We start from the raw sequence: 14,661 nt of genomic DNA, 5'->3' as shown, positions 1-14,661 counted from the left end.
CGACCCCAGCAACCCCGGCACCTCGGCGACCCGGCAACCCTGGCGACCTCGACCAAAAGGCTCTGGCCAGAATCCGTTGCCCCCTGGCAAAAGTGCCACTTCTCCATGATCCGCCCGGCCTCTACCGTCACCCCGTGACCAAGTTCCTCCTCGCCGTCCACGTCATCGCCGCGATCGTCGCCATCGGGCCCGTCACCGTCGCCGCGAGCATGTTCCCGCCGGCCGCGCGCAAGGTTCTCGAAGCGCCGGACGACCCGAGCGCCCTCGCCACCACCCGGCTCCTGCACCGCATCTGCCAGGTGTATGCCGTGGCGGGCGTCGTCGTTCCCGTCTTCGGGTTCGCCACGGCGAGCGACATGGGCGTCCTCGGCGACACCTGGCTGATCGTCTCGATCGCGCTGACGGCGCTGGCGGCCGTGGTCCTCGCCGCACTGGTCCTGCCCCGGCAGAGCGCGATCCTGGAGGGAGCCGTCCAGGACAGGACCGTCGACCGTGCGGCGACCGTGCGGCTCGCCATGTTCACCGGGATCTTCAACCTGCTGTGGGCCACCGTCACCGTCCTGATGATCATCCGGCCGGGGTCCACGACGGGCGCCTAGCCGATCAGGCGGCCCCCGTTCCGGCCGCCGCCCGCGGGCCCTAGGATCCCGCCATGGACGCAAACCAGCAGCAATCCGCACCGGGCACCTATCTGACCTTCTTGGAGCGGCAGTTGACCGCCGACGGATGTGCCACGCGGTGGGAGGACTGGGCCGGGGTGCCCGTACTCGTGGGGCGACGGGCCGAGTTCCGGATGCGCTGGATGGGGACGAAGCTGCACCTGTTCACGGTGGCCGCGGTCGTCCCGGAGATAACCGTGCAGGCCATCTCCGGCTTCACCGACCAGGTGATGAAGTACGCCAAGGACACCAAGGGCGGTCTGCCCGTCGGATTCCAGAACGGCATCGGCGCCTTCCCGCTGCTCGTCAGCGACCGGGTCGACCCGGCGGCCGTGCAGTGGGCCGAGGCGCAGCAGCGGGTCAAGTTCGCCTGCATGACACGGCCCGTCGTGGTCGACAGTTCGCGTCAGTACGTGGGGATGTACCGCGGCAAGCCGGTCCTCGGGCGCGTCTACGCCTCGTACTTCAACGAGAAGAGCTCGCAGTACTTCTACGGGCAGTGAGCGGGCCTGGGCGGGCGGCGGGCGGACCCGGGCCGGCCGGCCCGGGTCCCGCGTGTTTCCACGTCACCATTGCCCGGCCAGGACCCGCTCCTCCTCCAGGGCGTCCGCCAGGTCCGTCCTGAACTGGCGTGCCACCGCGCTCACGACCAGCACGGAGGTGGCCCCGAGCAGCGTGACGGCCGCCCAGGTCAGCGGCCACACCCCGGCCAGGCCGTCCGGGGGTCCCGGGTGGGTCCGCAGCGACACGTGGAGCAGGATCGCCGGGGGTGCCGCGACCAGCAGCAACGGCCAGGCCAGCGCGTCCCGGAGTCCGAAGTGGACGGCCAGGAGCAGCAGGACCGCGGCGAGGGCGAGGACACCCGTACCGGTCACGGGGGTGGTCTCCACGGTGGAGCCCGGCGTCTCCGGGCGGCCGCGCAGATCCCAGGGGAGACAGATCAGGTACGCCGCGCAGGAGAGGGCGGCGCCGAGCACACGCGTCAGCCAGCGTTCCGGCCAAGGGCGCGTTCGCAAAGGGCGGAGCAGTTTCTCGGTCATGCGTACGAGGGTCACGCGCCCGGCGGGGCCGCGACAGAGTACGCGTACTCAGAACCGTGGACGAGCGACGAAGCGTCGCGGAACCGGGGAGTTGGAAGGAACCGCTCGCGCGGGCCGGAGCCCGGTTCAGCTCGCCCGTGCGGTGGACGCCGGTGAGGCGGCGGCTGCCGAGGGTGCCTCGACAGTGGCGCCGCGCTGTCCTCCAGCGAGCGCCGCTCGGCCTTGGCCTCCGCCGGGTTCCCGCCCTTCGGCCCGTCAAGCCCCCAGCCCACGTGACACCACGTAGATCAGCAGTCCGGCCAGTGAGCCGACCACCGTGCCGTTGATCCGGATGAACTGCAGGTCGCGGCCGATGTGTGCCTCGATCTTCCTCGTCGTGTGCTCGGCGTCCCAGCCCGCGACCGTGTCCGTGATGAGCGAGGTGATCTCCTTGCGGTAGGTCGTCACGACGTACACAGCGGCCCCCTCCACCCAGCCGTCCACCTTGGCCTGGAGCTTGGGCTCCGTCGCCATCCGGGCACCGAGGGACAGCAGGGAGGCCCGCACGCGCAGCCGCAGCTCACTGCGCTCGTCCTCCGCCGCGGACACGATCATCGACCGCACGGCCGTCCAGGCGGAGGCGATGAGGTCCTGGACCTCGCCGCGGCCCAGCACCTCGCCCTTGAGCCGCTCCACCCGCGCGCGGGTGTCCGTGTCGGACTGCAGATCGGACGCGAAGTCGGTGAGGAACCGGTCGAGGGCGCCGCGGGCCGGGTGGGTCGGGGAGTCGCGCATCTCGGTGACGAAGCGGAGCAGTTCCCTGTAGACCCGTTCGCCGACCTTCTTGTCGACGAAACGGGGGGTCCAGCCCGGCGCGCCGCCCTGGACGGCGTCCATCACCTGCGTGTCGTGGAACACCAGCCAGTCGTGCGCACGGACCACCACCAGGTCGACGAACCGCTTGTGGCCGCCGTCCAGGACGATCTTCTCCAGCATCTTCCCTATGCCGGGCGCGATCTCCTGGGCGTCGGCGCGGCGCGTGATCGCCTCCCCGACGACGGCCTGGACGTCGGAGTCGCGCAGCACGGTCAGGGCGCCTCTGAGCGCGGCGGCCAGTTCGGCCGTGACCCGGTCCGCGTGCTCGGGATCGGCGAGCCAGGCGCCCAGTCTGCTGCCGATGCCCACCGCGCGCAGCCGTTGGCGGACGACCTCCTCGGAGAGGAAGTTCTCGCCGACGAACTCGCCCAGCGAGACGCCGAGCTGGTCCTTCTTGGTGGGGATGATCGCGGTGTGCGGGATGGGCAGGCCGAGCGGGTGCCGGAAGAGGGCCGTGACCGCGAACCAGTCGGCCAACGCGCCGACCATGCCCGCCTCGGCGGCCGCCGCGACATAGCCGGCCCAGGCACCCGCGCCTTCGTTCGAGGCCCACTTCGCCAGCACGTAGACGAGGGCGACGAAGAGCAGCAGGCCGGTGGCCGTCGCCTTCATCCGGCGCACCCCGCGGCGCTTCTCCTCGTCGGCGGGGCTGAAGGTGTTCATCGCCCGCCCCGGCACGAAGGCCGTCCGGCCACTCGCGGCACCGGCGGCCTTCCCGACACCAGCGGCCTCGCCGGTGCCCGCGGTGTCGGCGGCCCCGCCGGTGTCGACGGCCTTCCCGGAACCGGCGGCCTCGCCGGTGTCCGCGGCCTCAACGGCCCTCGCCGTACCGGCGGCACCCGCGGCACGCGCGGCACCGGCGTCCGTCGCCCCGGTGCCCGCGGTGTCCGCGGTGCCCTCGGCGTCAGCGGCCCCAGCGCCCTTCGCGGCGTCGCCGGAGTTCGCGGCGTCGGCGGGTCGGGCATGCTGCTCCATGCCGTCCCCTTCACCCGAATTCGTGCGTCCCATTCACTCCACCCGTTCGCAGGCCACGTCACGCCTCGTACACAGTGTCCCTTTCTCACTCTCTTCTCACCGACTCCTGGAACGCCCCAGGAGTTCCCGGCGTCTGTTCGGATGGGGAATCGACCAGGGGTGTCCCCTAGGGGGCGCATCGTCGCTCTCCCGACCCATGACGCATCATGGAGTGATCACATTCGGAGCCTCGGGCTCCCTCGTCCGAGGAGACACGCACCGCATGACCAAGCGTCACGGTTATGCCCTGCTCACCGCGATCCTTTCCGTGGTCGTGATCCTTTCAGCCGCCATATACATCGGCGTCGGCGCGGACGACGGCACCGACGCCAAGGCCGCGGTGGCCGGTGGCCACACGTCGCACGACGCCGCCCCCGCCTCCACCGGCACCTGGGTCGGCGCCTGGTCCGCCTCCCCGGCCGGAGCCGAGCCCGGCACGGAGCCGTACGGAATGGCGGGCCGCTCCGTGCGCAACGTCGTGCACACGGCCGCCGGGGGTACGAGTGCCCGCATCACGCTGTCCAATCTCTACGGGCAGCAGCCCCTGGTCGTCACGCACGCGACGATCGCCGTCGCCGCGACCGCGAACAGCGCCGCCGCCACCGTCGACACCATGCGCCGCCTCACGTTCGGCGGTGCCACGAGCGTCGAGATCCCGGTCGGCCGGCAGGTGACGAGCGATGCCGTACGCGTACGTGTCCCGCACGACGTGGACGTCCTCGTCACGACGTACTCGCCGACCCCGTCCGGCCCGGTCACCTACCACCCGCACGCCCAGCAGATCTCGTACGTGGCCGACGCCGACCGCACGGAGGACGTGAGCGCCGCCTCGTACGCCGAACAGAGCCCGTACTGGCGCTACCTGACCGCGCTCGACGTGCTCAGCGACGACGCCACGGGCACCGTCGTCGTCCTCGGCGACTCCCTCACCGACGGCATCACCTCGACCGTGGGGGCCAACAGCCGCTGGACGGACGTCCTTTCGGAGCGGCTGCGCACCGCGGCCGGGTCCGGTGACACGCCCCGCTACAGCGTCGTCAACCAGGGCATCAGCGGGAACCAGGTCCTCGCGGCGGGGCTCGGCCGGCCGGCCGACAACCCCAGCGGGCTCAGCCGGTTCGGCCGCGACGTGCTCGACCGTACGAACGTCGAGGCCGTCGTCATCGACCTCGGCGTCAACGACATCCTGCGCAACCCGAACCAGGTCGATCCGACCACCGTGACCGACGGCCTGCGGACCCTGGTGCGGCAGGCCCACGCCCGCGGACTGCGGGTCGTCGGCGCCACGTTGATGCCCTTCCAGGGGCACCGCGGCTACACCGACAACCGGGAGGCCGTACGCCAGGCCGTGAACGCGGAGATCAGGGCCGGGAAGGTGTACGACGCCGTCGTCGACTTCGACGCCGCGCTGCGGGACCCGTACGACCATCGCCGGCTGCGGACCGACTACGACTCGGGCGATCATCTGCACCCCAGCGACCAGGGGTTCCGCCGGATGGCCGAGGTGTTCGACCTGAAGGAACTGAAGGGCGCGGTTCCGGCGGAGCTGTGATCCGCCGGAGGGGGCGGAAGGGTGATCCGCCGGAGCGGCGGAGTTCTGATCGGCCGGAAGCCGACTGACCCACCCCGCGCCCTGACTTCAGTAGTCCCCGTCGTGCCGCCGTCGGCGGTCCTCGCGGCGCTCCCGGTCGCGGTCCCTGCGCTCCTCGTGGCGCAGGTGACGCTCCTCGTGACGCTCACGGCGTTCGTCGTGGCGCTCGCGTATCAGGTCGCGGGCCTCGTCGAGCGCGTCGAACATGTCGTCGAGGCCACCGCCCCGGGAGCCCTGAAGCTCCTTGCGGGCCTCCCGGCGCTCCAGCCTCTCCTGCCGGCGCTCCTCCTTCAGGCGCTGGCGCTCGGCACGGGTGAGCTTGCGCTCCACGCCGACCCCACCCCAGAAGGCGAACCCGGTGACGATCACCCGAGGCGCGCCGGGGTCGCCCGGACGGCCCTCCTCACGGTGGTCGAAGCCGCCCATGATGCCGATACCGCGGACCACGACCTCGACGCCCGGCGGCACGATGACGTTCAACCCGCCCATGACCGCGACACAGTTGACGACGACCTCACGGTCCGCGAAGTTCGCCTCGCGCAGGTCGATCTCGCCGCCGCCCATGAAGGTGAAGGAGTTGAAGCGCTTCGGCACCGTCCAGCGGCCCTTGCGCTCGAAGCCGGACAGAACCGCCACACCCCACGAAGACGTTCCCTCGCCGCCGACGATTCGAGAGCCCCAACTACCATCGTCCACGGGCTGCTTGACCATGGAGACCCGAGGGGACGTCACCGCTCCCGGCAGATCGCGGGTGATCGGCGTCAACTCCCCGTACGTACGGGCCGCGTACGTCGCCTCCAGCCGCTCCTCGAACTCCTCCATGTCGAGGCGGCCCTCCGCGAGGGCGTCCCTGAGCTGTTCGGCGACACGTTCACGATCGGCGTCGGAGGCACGCAGCTCCGGGAGTTCGTCGGTCATGGCAGCAGCCTACGAGGTCCCCCGCCCGGGGGCCATCCGCACCACCTGTGCGGCCGCCCCGCTACGCCCCTGTTTTCCCGGCGTACATACGGCTGATGACCGCCTCGATGTCCGGCTCCCGTACCGAAAGGTCCACCAGCGGATATTCCGCCGCGATCCGCGCCACCAGCGGAGCGGCCGACGTCGCGGCGGGGAACGCCAGCCACTGACGCGGCCCCTCCACCTTCACCACCCGCGCCGACTCCAGCTCGATCGGGGGCAGTTCGCGCTCCAGGTCCACGACCAGGGTCCGCTCGCTCTCCCCCACCTCGTGCAGCCCGCTCAGCGCGCCGTCGTACATCAGCCGCCCGTGGTCGATGACCATCACCCGACGGCACAACTGCTCGATGTCGGTGAGGTCGTGCGTGGTGAGCAGGACCGTCGTGCCGCGTTCGGCGTTCAGATCCCGCAGGAACTCCCGGACCCGCACCTTGCTCACCACGTCGAGCCCGATCGTCGGCTCGTCGAGATAGAGCACCTCGGGGTCGTGCAGCAGGGCCGCCGCGATGTCGCCGCGCATCCGCTGCCCCAGCGACAACTGCCGTACCGGCACGTCCAACAGGGCGCCGAGCTCCAGGAGTTCGACACAGCGGTCCAGGTTCTCCCGGAACCGCGCGTCCGGCACCCGGTACATCCGGTGCATGAGCCGGTACGAGTCGATCAGCGGGAGGTCCCACCACAGCGTGGTCCGCTGCCCGAACACGACCCCGATCCGGCGCGCGACACGCGTGCGCTCGCGGGACGGGTCGAGACCGGCGACCCGCAGCCTGCCGCCGGACGGAGTGAGGATGCCGGTGAGCATCTTGATCGTTGTCGACTTGCCGGCGCCGTTCGGCCCGATGTAGCCGACCATCTCACCGCGCTCCACGGTGAACGAGATCGAGTCGACGGCCCGCACCTGCCGCCGCTCGCCGCGCAGGAACCCCGTCCTCCTGCGCACGTCGAAGACCTTCTCGACCCCGTCGAGCTCGATGAACCCGGTCCGCGCACCCGGTTCCCCGCCCGGACCCGCCGACTCCCTGTCCGCCGCGATGGCCACGTCTGTTCCCCTAACTTCCCGTACTCCGGTAGGCGCGCAGCCCCGCACGCCAGGCGAGCCCGGCCAGCGCGCAGCAGAGCGCCGCCACGGCCGGTGGTGCGAACGCGACCCACACCGGCAGGTCGAGCGGATAGGGCCGCCCCAGCACGTACAGCGCGGGCAGCCAGTTGACGAAGGCGAGCGGAAGGACGAACGTCACCCCGCGCAGCATGTCCTTGGCGAACACGGTCGGCGGGTACTGCAGGAGCGTATTGCCGCCGTACGTGAAGGAGTTCTGCACCTCGGAGGCGTCCTGCGCGACGAACTGGAACGCCCCGCCCGCCACGAACACCGCCGAGAAGATCGCCGCGCCGCTGAGCAGCATCATCGGCATCATCAACACCTTGAGCGGCGTCCAGTGGATGTCGAGGACGGCGAGGGCGTACCCGAGGACGAGGAGTCCCTGGGTGATCCGGCCGAGGCGGCGCAGCGCGAAACGGTCCGCGGCGACCTGCGCGAGCACCGGCGCCGGGCGCACCAGCAGGGTGTCCAGGGTGCCGTCGCGCACCCGGCGTCCCAACCGGTCCATCGAGCCGAGGGCGAGGTCCGCGAACCCGAACGCGGTACCGGACACCCCGTAGAGCAGGGCGACCTCGGGCAGGCTGTAGCCGCCCAGCCGGTCGACCCGCGAGAACATCAGCAGGATCGCCACGAAGTCGAGCGCGGTCGCCGCGAAGTTCCCGAAGGCGGTCATCGCGAAGGAGGCCCGGTAGGCCATCGTCGAGCGGATCCACATCGCGGTGATCAGCCGGTAGGCCCGGAGCCCGTCCCGCAGCCGCTCGTACGCGCCCTGCCGTTCGAACGGCCGGAACTCCAGCGCCCGCACCGTCGCACCGGCCCGCCCGGCCGCACCCCGCTCCCGCTCCCGCTCCCGCTCAGCCTCCCGTTCCCGCGCCGGGCCCGCCACGACCCCCGTCCCCCGCTCCACCGGATCAGCCACCCTGGACCACCACCCTCCGTGTCGCCACCGACTGGACCAGCCGCCCGGCCGCCAGCAGCGCCGTCGCCCAGGCGGCCTGCACCGCGTACGTGCCCAGCGGATCCGCCGTGCCGAGCAGGACGTCCACGGGCGCCTGGATCAGCGACGACCACGGCAGCGCCCGTACGACCTCGCCGAGCGCGCCCGGGAAGACGTTCAGCGGCAGCAGCATCCCGGAGCAGAAGATCCCCGCGATGGAGGTGAGCTGCGCCACCCCCGCACCGTCCATCAGCCAGAACGCGGACAGCGCCACCAGGAAGCGGATCGCGAACCCGACGACCACCCCGAGCGCGACCGCGACCAGGAAGGCGAGCCAGGTCAGCGGATCCGAGGGCAGCGCCAGGTCGAAGACCAGCGCGCCGAACAGCAGCGGCACCACTCCGCGGCCCAGCAGATGGAACAGCGCCCGGCCCATGTCCTGGGCGAGCCACCACACCTGGAGGTCGGCCGGCCGGTACAGGTCGATCGCGATGTCACCCGTACGGATGCGCTCGATCAGTTCGTCCTCGAAACCGCCGCCCATCATCGCGACCACCATCAGCAGCCCCTGGCTGACCCACACATAGGTGAGCGCCTGCGCCTGGTCGTAGCCGCCGAGGTGCGGCCTGCTGTCCCACAGGGCGATGAACAGGTACGCCAGGATCAGCCCGAAGACGGTGTTCGTGAAGACCCCGGCGGCGGTGGCGACCCGATAGGTGGCGTACCGCCGGAACCCGCCGGCCGCGACAGCCGCGTACAACCGCGCCGTGCCCACAACCCGTCCCTTTCCTCAGCGTTGAGCCAAAGCGCAGGAGCCTAGTACCGGCCCCGCGCGGGCCGCCAGGCATTTTCCGGCGGGACGCGTGCCGGGATCGAGGAACGGAACACATGGTGCGAGAGTCTTCATACGGGGCGCACCAGGCGTATGAGGGCGTACGACTACGTACGATGCGAAACAGGAGTCCGGCGAACAGATGAGCGACGAGCCGCAGCAGCGCAGCCAGGGCTGGGCACCGAGGGAACCGGAAGCGGGTCCCCACCCGAACCCGTCCCCCGCGGCGGGACCGCAGACGGGCCGGCGGTCGGGGCCGGGAACAGGACCGGGCGGACCGGGCGCACGCCCCGGCGCGCAGCAGAACCAGAAGCAGCCGGCGGCACAGACGGCGAAGCAGAAGCGGAAGCGGGAGCAGCGGCCGAAGCGGACCGGCCTGCGCAGACTCGTCCCGACCTGGCGCATGCTGCTCGGCACCGTCCTCGGCACGGCACTGCTCCTGGCCGGCCTCTTCGCGCTCGGCTACTTCCTCGTCGAGATCCCCTCCGCGAACGCCGCAGCGGTCAAGCAGAGCAACGTCTTCCTGTACGCCGACGGCAGCCAGCTCGCCCGCGACGGCGACGTCAACCGCGAGAACGTCACCCTCGACCACATCTCCAAGGACGCCCAGCACGCCACCCTCGCCGCCGAGGACCGCGACTTCTACAGCGAATCCGCCATCGACCCCAAGGCGATGGTGCGCGCCGGCTGGAACACCGTCACCGGCAAGGGCAGACAGTCCGGCTCGACCATCACCCAGCAGTACGTCAAGAACTACTACCTGGGCCAGGAACAGACCGTCACCAGGAAGGTGAAGGAGTTCTTCATCTCGATCAAGCTCGACCGGGAGAAGAGCAAGGACGACATCCTGGAGGGCTACCTCAACACCAGCTACTACGGCCGCAACGCCTACGGCATCCAGGCCGCGGCCCAGGCCTACTACGGCGTGAACGCCAAGGACCTGACCGTCGGCCAGGGCGCCTACCTCGCCGCCCTGCTCAACGCGCCCAGCGAGTACGACGTGATCGCGCACCCCGAGAACAAGGCCGGGGCCCTCGCCCGCTGGAACTACGTCCTCGACGGCATGGTCAAACAGAAGTGGCTGACCCGGGCCGCACGCGACCGCGTCTCCTTCCCGGCCCCCCGGCAGGCCAGGGGCTCGGCGGGACTGTCCGGCCAGCGCGGCTACCTCGTCCAGGCCGTGACCGCCTATCTCACCTCCAACGGAATCCTCGACGAGGACACCCTCACCCGCGGCGGCTACCGCATCACCACCACCCTCCAGAAGGCCAAGCAGGACGCCTTCGTGGAGGCCGTGAACGACCAGGTGACGGACCGGCTCGACAAGGAGAACCGCAAGGCGGACACCTACGTCCGCGCCGGCGGCGTCGCCATCGACCCCTCCAGCGGCAAGGTCCTCGCGATGTACGGAGGCATCGACTACACCAAGCAGTACGTCAACAACGCCACCCGCCGCGACTACCAGGTCGGCTCCACCTTCAAGCCGTTCGTCTTCGCCTCGGCCGTCCAGAACGGCGCACGGACCCAGGACGGCCGCGCCATCACCCCGAACACCGTCTACGACGGCACCGATCAGCGGCCCGTGCGGGGCTGGAACGGCAGCACCTACGCACCGGAGAACGAGGACGGCGAATCGTACGGGGACATCTCCGTGCGCACCGCCACCGACAGGTCGGTCAACTCGGTGTACGCGCAGATGGCCGTCGACGTCGGCCCCACGAGCGTGAAGAAGACCGCCGTGGCCCTCGGCCTGCCCGCCGACACCCCCGACCTCACCGCCTCCCCCTCCATCGCGCTCGGCCCGGCCACCGCCAGCGTCCTCGACATGGCGGAGGCCTACGCCACGCTCGCCAACCACGGCAGGCACGGCCCGTACACCCTCGTGGAGAAGATCACCAAGGACGGGTCGCAGAACGTGAAGCTGCCGGCCCAGGACGACGAGGGGTCGGCCGACCGGCAGGCCGTGAGCCGCGAGGCCGCCGACACGACGACCTCCATGCTCCAGAGCGTCGTCGACGGCGGAACCGGGCAGGCCGCGCAGAACGCCGGCCGGCCCGCCGCGGGCAAGACCGGCACGGCGGAGGAGGACACCGCCGCATGGTTCGCGGGCTACACCCCCGACCTCGCCACCGTCGTCGCCGTCATGGGCCAGGACCCCGCCACCGGCGCCCACAAGTCCCTCTACGGCGCCCTCGGACAGGCCCGCGTCAACGGCGGCGGCTACCCCGCGCAGATCTGGGCCCAGTTCACCCGGAACGCCCTGGAGGGAACCGAGGTCTCGGACTTCGATCTCGAACTCCAGCCGGGCGCCGAGGAGATGTACGACCCCGGCGACGCCACCGACGACCCGGACGCCACCGGCGGACAGAACGACGGCGGCACGGACGGCGGCGAGGAGGTCGGCGGGGCAGGCGGCAGCGCACCGGCGACGCCGAACGGCCGGACCCCGGGACAGAGCCACACCCCGGGCCGGACCGACGGCCACACCCCGGGTCACACCGACGGCGGGACCACGGCCGGCACCACCGGTGGCACCCCCACGGACGGAGGCACCACCGGAACCGCCACGACGGACGGCACCACGACCGGCGACGCCTCGGCCGGCACCACGACCGGCGGAGACCCCACCGACACCGGCACCACGGGCAGCACCGCGGGCCAGGGACCACTGAGCGGGCTCACACCCCGGAGGGGGAGGCACTGAGCGGGGTCGTCATGCCAGAGATGGCGATCAGATGCCCAGGTCCTTGATGATCTTCGCCACGTGCCCGGTCGCCTTCACGTTGTACAGCGCCCGCTCGACCTTGCCCTCCTCGTCCACGACGACCGTGGAGCGGATGACACCGACGACCGTCTTGCCGTACAGCTTCTTCTCGCCGAAGGCCCCGTACGCCTCCAGGACCGTCTTGTCGGGGTCCCCGACCAGGGTGACCTTCAGCGACTCCTTCTCACGGAACTTCGCCAGCTTCTCGGGCTTGTCCGGGGAGACACCGATCACGTCGTAACCGGCGCCCGCCAGCAGCTCCAGGTTGTCCGTGAAGTCGCAGGCCTGCTTCGTGCAGCCGGGGGTGAGCGCGGCCGGGTAGAAGTAGACGATGACCTTGCGGCCCTTGTGGTCGGCGAGGGAGACCTCGTTGCCGTCGGCGTCGGGCAGGGTGAAGGCGGGGGCGGTGTCGCCGGGCTGGAGTCGCTCGCTCATCGGAACCTCACGTGGCCGGTGGAATGGATACGGAACGAGCGTAATGGGGGGTGCCGAGGGGTGCGGTCCGGTACGAACTGACAGACTGTCCGAATCAGGGAGTCACTACACGACCACGGAGGCAGCGCGGTGTCGGATACGTCGAGAACGCCGGATACCAGGACTCCGGCGCAGATCGAGGCGGACATCAAGCACCGCCGCACAACCCTCGCCGACACGCTCGACGAGATCGGCGTACGGGTGCACCCGAAGACCATCGTCGGAGACGCCAGGGCGAAGGTGGCCTCCAACATCGACCACACGCTGGGGCGCGCCTACGTCGGCGTCAACCGCGTCGTGGGCGATGTGAAGGGCCAGTTCGTCTCGGAGGACGGCGCGCCCCGGCTGGAGCGCATCGTGCCGGTGGCTCTGGTCGCGGTGGGGCTCGTGGGACTGCTCGTGGTGGGCACGCGGCGCCGCAAAGGCTGACCGATGACCCACCCACGTACGAAACCGGCCGGGACAGGTAGGTTCAGGGCGTGAGCGCCAACCGTGAAACGCACAGCACCCATGACGACAAGCTGCCCATCCGGATGCTGCACGACCGCGTGCTGGTACGGCAGGACGCCGCCGAGGGCGAGCGGCGCTCCGGCGGCGGCATTCTGATCCCCGCGACGGCGGCCGTCGGCCGCCGTCTCGCCTGGGCCGACGTCGTCGCGGTCGGACAGAACGTCCGCACGGTGGAGCCGGGCGACCGGGTCCTGTACGACCCCGAGGACCGGGCCGAGGTCGAGGTGCGCGGGACCGCGTACGTGCTGATGCGCGAGCGGGATCTGCACGCCGTGGCCGCGGACCGCTTCGAGGGGTCCGAGGACTCGACGGGCTTGTATTTGTAGGGCACACGCCGCCTGAAGGGGCTGGTGACCATGGTCACCAGCCCCTTTTGCCATTCTTTTGCTACCTTGGAAGGACCCCGACGAGACGCGCCGTACCGGGCCTGGCAAAGACGACGCACCCTGTGATGCCGTCGTCTCCCGGAGGTACCTCCCATGGCCTGGGTCCTGCTGATCGTCGCCGGTCTGCTCGAAGTCGGCTGGTCGATCGGAATGAAGTTCACAGACGGCTTCACGCGTCCCGTCCCGAGCATCCTGACCGGCGCGGGAATCGTCGCGAGCATGGTCCTCCTCTCCTACGCGGCCAAATCGCTCCCCATCGGCACCGCCTACGGCGTCTGGGTCGGCATCGGCGCGGCCGGCGCCGCGATCCTGGGGATGGCCCTCCTGGGCGAACCGGCGACAGCGGCCCGCATCTTCTTCATCTGCCTGCTCCTGGCGTCGGTGGTAGGCCTGAAGGCGACATCGGGCCACTGATCCCCCGGTCGCAAGCCCCGGATGCGGTCATCTCCGAAGCCTTCGCCTCGATCTCGACACCGGTGAGTGGTCGGGCCAGCCGATCACCTTGCAGATCGACCACGTCAACGGCGACCGCCTGGACAATCGAGCCGAATACCTGCGATACCCGTGCCCGAACTGCCGTGCACTGACGTCGACATGGTGCCGCCGAAAAGATGGGCGACCTTCAGTCGGTGCGGAGTCACCCGTACACTGATCGGCACGGAGCAGCACGGACAGGCAAGATGTTCGATTTGACGCGGTCGTGGCGGAATGGGCTATACGCGCGGGTTTTAGGTGCCCGTGGGAGAAATCCCGTGTGGGTTCGAGTCCCACCGACCGCACAGCTACGAAGTGGAGGCCCGGTCCGGACATCCGGACCGGGCCTCCATGCGTGCGGCTCCCGCGGGCCGGGCTAGCCCAACAGCTCCCGCACCACCGGCACCAGGGCCCGGAACGCCTTCCCCCGGTGGCTGATCGCGTTCTTCTCCGCGGGTGTCAGTTCCGCGCAGGTGCGGGTGTCGCCGTCCGGCTGGAGGATCGGGTCGTAGCCGAAGCCGTTCGTGCCGGTGGGGGTGTGGCGGAGGGTGCCGAGCAACTGGCCCTCGACCACGCGTTCCGTGCCGTCCGGCAGGGCGAGCGCCGCCGCGCAGGCGAAGTGGGCGCCCCGGTGGGGGGCGTCGATGTCGGAGAGCTGGGCGAGGAGCAGGTCCAGGTTGGCCCGGTCGTCGCCGTGGCGGCCGGCCCAGCGGGCGGAGAAGATGCCGGGGGCGCCGTTGAGGACGTCGACGCACAGGCCCGAGTCGTCGGCGACGGCGGGCAGGCCGGTCGCCCGGGCGAGGGCGTGGGCCTTGAGCAGGGCGTTCTCGGCGAAGGTGACGCCGGTTTCCTTGACGTCGGGGATGTCGGGGTAGGCGTCCGCGCCGACGAGGTCATGGGTGAGCCCTGCGTCGGCGAGGATCGCCTTCAACTCGGTGAGCTTTCCGGCGTTGCGGGTGGCGAGGATCAGGCGGGTCATGCCCGCCAGTATCGCCGAATCCGGTCCGGGACCGGTTCCTGACGGTCCCGCAGCCCGCTTCGGGGGCCGGGTTTCCCGTGCGCCCGCCGC

At 70.8% G+C, this 14,661-nt stretch carries 15 protein-coding genes, 1 tRNA gene and 1 riboswitch; of the genes, 8 read left to right on the top strand and 8 right to left on the bottom strand.

Translation table 11 applies throughout. The annotated features are described in order from the left end of the window. The first annotated feature begins 134 nt into the window (after nt 1–134). A complete protein-coding gene (locus ACWEBX_RS12560; RefSeq protein ID WP_451884842.1) occupies nt 135–599 on the top strand; it encodes a DUF2269 family protein in 465 nt (154 codons plus the stop codon). A 53-nt stretch (nt 600–652) separates the two neighbouring features. Continuing rightward, nucleotides 653–1,162 carry a levansucrase gene (locus ACWEBX_RS12555; RefSeq protein WP_451884841.1) on the top strand — a complete coding sequence of 170 codons (510 nt, stop codon included), beginning with the start codon at nt 653–655 and terminating at the stop codon, nt 1,160–1,162. A 63-nt stretch (nt 1,163–1,225) separates the two neighbouring features. Here the strand turns inward: ACWEBX_RS12555 and ACWEBX_RS12550 are convergent, their stop codons facing one another. Then, nucleotides 1,226–1,699, bottom strand: a complete 474-nt coding sequence (locus ACWEBX_RS12550; protein ID WP_451884840.1) for a hypothetical protein — start codon at nt 1,697–1,699, stop codon at nt 1,226–1,228. Nucleotides 1,700–1,954: 255 nt separating this feature from the next. Continuing rightward, on the bottom strand, nt 1,955–3,529 hold the full coding sequence (locus ACWEBX_RS12545) for a DUF445 domain-containing protein (RefSeq protein ID WP_451884839.1): 1,575 nt from the start codon (nt 3,527–3,529) through the stop codon (nt 1,955–1,957). A 262-nt stretch (nt 3,530–3,791) separates the two neighbouring features. Between ACWEBX_RS12545 and ACWEBX_RS12540 the strand changes: the two genes are divergently transcribed. After that, on the top strand, nt 3,792–5,120 hold the full coding sequence (locus ACWEBX_RS12540) for an SGNH/GDSL hydrolase family protein (protein ID WP_451884838.1): 1,329 nt from the start codon (nt 3,792–3,794) through the stop codon (nt 5,118–5,120). Between the two features lie 87 nt (nt 5,121–5,207). Here the strand turns inward: ACWEBX_RS12540 and ACWEBX_RS12535 are convergent, their stop codons facing one another. The 4 genes from ACWEBX_RS12535 to ACWEBX_RS12520 all read right to left on the bottom strand — a co-directional run bounded on the left by ACWEBX_RS12535 (nt 5,208) and on the right by ACWEBX_RS12520 (nt 8,927). Continuing rightward, complete coding sequence (locus tag ACWEBX_RS12535) at nt 5,208–6,077, bottom strand: DUF1707 SHOCT-like domain-containing protein (protein ID WP_451884837.1); 870 nt, start codon at nt 6,075–6,077, stop codon at nt 5,208–5,210. Nucleotides 6,078–6,138: 61 nt separating this feature from the next. Then, nucleotides 6,139–7,149: an ABC transporter ATP-binding protein gene (locus ACWEBX_RS12530; protein WP_451884870.1), complete on the bottom strand. Its 1,011-nt coding sequence runs from the start codon at nt 7,147–7,149 to the stop codon at nt 6,139–6,141. Between the two features lie 16 nt (nt 7,150–7,165). After that, entirely contained in the window at nt 7,166–8,020 is an 855-nt protein-coding gene (locus ACWEBX_RS12525) for an ABC transporter permease (protein WP_451884869.1), read from the bottom strand. Between the two features lie 106 nt (nt 8,021–8,126). Further along, on the bottom strand, nt 8,127–8,927 hold the full coding sequence (locus ACWEBX_RS12520) for an ABC transporter permease (protein WP_451884836.1): 801 nt from the start codon (nt 8,925–8,927) through the stop codon (nt 8,127–8,129). 199 nt (nt 8,928–9,126) lie between these two features. Between ACWEBX_RS12520 and ACWEBX_RS12515 the strand changes: the two genes are divergently transcribed. Further along, nucleotides 9,127–11,688, top strand: coding sequence for a transglycosylase domain-containing protein (locus tag ACWEBX_RS12515; RefSeq protein ID WP_451884835.1), 2,562 nt, complete (start codon nt 9,127–9,129; stop codon nt 11,686–11,688). 27 nt (nt 11,689–11,715) lie between these two features. Here the strand turns inward: ACWEBX_RS12515 and bcp are convergent, their stop codons facing one another. After that, nucleotides 11,716–12,183 carry a thioredoxin-dependent thiol peroxidase gene (bcp, locus tag ACWEBX_RS12510; RefSeq protein WP_361681563.1) on the bottom strand — a complete coding sequence of 156 codons (468 nt, stop codon included), beginning with the start codon at nt 12,181–12,183 and terminating at the stop codon, nt 11,716–11,718. Between the two features lie 129 nt (nt 12,184–12,312). On the opposite strand from bcp, the gene ACWEBX_RS12505 reads away from it, so the two are divergent. The 4 genes from ACWEBX_RS12505 (at nt 12,313) to ACWEBX_RS12490 (ending at nt 13,897) form a co-directional block, all read left to right on the top strand. Further along, on the top strand, nt 12,313–12,651 hold the full coding sequence (locus ACWEBX_RS12505; protein WP_451884834.1) for a DUF3618 domain-containing protein: 339 nt from the start codon (nt 12,313–12,315) through the stop codon (nt 12,649–12,651). A 104-nt stretch (nt 12,652–12,755) separates the two neighbouring features. Then, nucleotides 12,756–13,058, top strand: coding sequence for a GroES family chaperonin (locus ACWEBX_RS12500; protein ID WP_326790934.1), 303 nt, complete (start codon nt 12,756–12,758; stop codon nt 13,056–13,058). Between the two features lie 59 nt (nt 13,059–13,117). After that, nucleotides 13,118–13,178: riboswitch (guanidine-III (ykkC-III) riboswitch) on the top strand. Between the two features lie 33 nt (nt 13,179–13,211). Then, nucleotides 13,212–13,532: a DMT family transporter gene (locus ACWEBX_RS12495; protein ID WP_451884833.1), complete on the top strand. Its 321-nt coding sequence runs from the start codon at nt 13,212–13,214 to the stop codon at nt 13,530–13,532. A 280-nt stretch (nt 13,533–13,812) separates the two neighbouring features. Continuing rightward, nucleotides 13,813–13,897 (top strand) — tRNA-Leu (locus ACWEBX_RS12490). Nucleotides 13,898–13,968: 71 nt separating this feature from the next. Here ACWEBX_RS12490 and rdgB read toward each other — a convergent pair. Beyond that, nucleotides 13,969–14,571 (bottom strand): RdgB/HAM1 family non-canonical purine NTP pyrophosphatase, encoded by a 603-nt coding sequence (gene rdgB, locus ACWEBX_RS12485; protein ID WP_451884832.1) that lies wholly within the window; start codon nt 14,569–14,571, stop codon nt 13,969–13,971. Nucleotides 14,572–14,661: the final 90 nt, after the last annotated feature.

Source organism: Streptomyces sp. NPDC005070 (genome assembly GCF_053600395.1).
This window is presented reverse-complemented; position numbering and strand designations above follow the sequence as displayed.

Coding starts and splice junctions, on each gene's coding strand:
- rdgB (WP_451884832.1), bottom strand. CDS start 14,571: ATGACCCGCCTGATCCTCGCCACCCGCAACGCCGGAAAGCTCACCGAG.
- ACWEBX_RS12550 (WP_451884840.1), bottom strand. CDS start 1,699: ATGACCGAGAAACTGCTCCGCCCTTTGCGAACGCGCCCTTGGCCGGAA.
- bcp (WP_361681563.1), bottom strand. CDS start 12,183: ATGAGCGAGCGACTCCAGCCCGGCGACACCGCCCCCGCCTTCACCCTG.
- ACWEBX_RS12540 (WP_451884838.1), top strand. CDS start 3,792: ATGACCAAGCGTCACGGTTATGCCCTGCTCACCGCGATCCTTTCCGTG.
- ACWEBX_RS12500 (WP_326790934.1), top strand. CDS start 12,756: ATGCTGCACGACCGCGTGCTGGTACGGCAGGACGCCGCCGAGGGCGAG.
- ACWEBX_RS12555 (WP_451884841.1), top strand. CDS start 653: ATGGACGCAAACCAGCAGCAATCCGCACCGGGCACCTATCTGACCTTC.
- ACWEBX_RS12495 (WP_451884833.1), top strand. CDS start 13,212: ATGGCCTGGGTCCTGCTGATCGTCGCCGGTCTGCTCGAAGTCGGCTGG.
- ACWEBX_RS12515 (WP_451884835.1), top strand. CDS start 9,127: ATGAGCGACGAGCCGCAGCAGCGCAGCCAGGGCTGGGCACCGAGGGAA.
- ACWEBX_RS12535 (WP_451884837.1), bottom strand. CDS start 6,077: ATGACCGACGAACTCCCGGAGCTGCGTGCCTCCGACGCCGATCGTGAA.
- ACWEBX_RS12545 (WP_451884839.1), bottom strand. CDS start 3,529: ATGGAGCAGCATGCCCGACCCGCCGACGCCGCGAACTCCGGCGACGCC.